Origin of the sequence: Affinundibacterium baiyunense (assembly GCF_018139645.1) — a bacterium.
GTDB lineage: Bacteria > Pseudomonadota > Gammaproteobacteria > Burkholderiales > Burkholderiaceae_D > Undibacterium > Undibacterium baiyunense.
Genome location: NZ_JAGSPM010000031.1, coordinates 1 through 742, shown reverse-complemented (window position 1 = coordinate 742; position 742 = coordinate 1). Strand labels below are relative to the sequence as shown.

Genomic DNA, 742 nt, shown 5'->3' with positions numbered 1-742 from the left:
TTTGTGTTGAAACGAGCGATCACGTTTGCTGCTTCTGCAGACGCGTCGAATGTTGCTGCACCGATACGTACTTGTGTAGACAATGTACCTACGTCAACTGCGCCAGAGCCGTTAGAGCCTTGACCTACGTTTTGACGCAACAAACCAGTTGTTGTACCAGCACCTGCTGCAGTGTCAACGTCGAAGTTGATTACTGTACCAGCTGTTGTACCTTTAACAGTGATAGTGCCTGTGTGAGAAGAATTTGTACCCAATTCAACAATGTTAGACTCAGAGTCATTGTTGTTGATTGTCAAGTTTTCTGCGCCAGAAGCATTCAATGTCAAGTTGAACTTACCGTCTGTGTTCACGCCATCCAACAAAGTCACTGCTACTGTGTCTGATGTACCAGAAGAAGACTTCAAGTTTGCGTTCAAAGTAGTTTGAGTAACGTCACCGTTACCAGTTGTGCTGTGCAATACAGTGATTGCTGTAGCTTGAGCAACTGTCAAGTTGTTCAATGTGAATGTTACGTCAGCTGCTGTTGCGCCGCTTGTGCCGTTGTTACCGATGTTACGTACTGTAACGCCAGTTACGTCTGGCAATTTGTCGAAGTCAACAGAAGAAGATTGACCGTTCATGAACACGTTCAACGCTTCAACTTTTGTGACGATGCTAGAACCAGTTGCACCAGAAGTGATGTTACCGCCGTTCACGATTGTCAACGTATCTGTACCGTCGCCACCAGTCAAGCTGTCGCCAG

General features: G+C 46.2%; 1 protein-coding gene. It reads right to left on the bottom strand.

The window, feature by feature from the left end:
* Nucleotides 1–620: hypothetical protein (locus KDM92_RS18215; protein ID WP_212685782.1), on the bottom strand; the 620-nt coding region annotated here is incomplete at its 3' end.
* Nucleotides 621–742 lie beyond the last annotated feature (122 nt).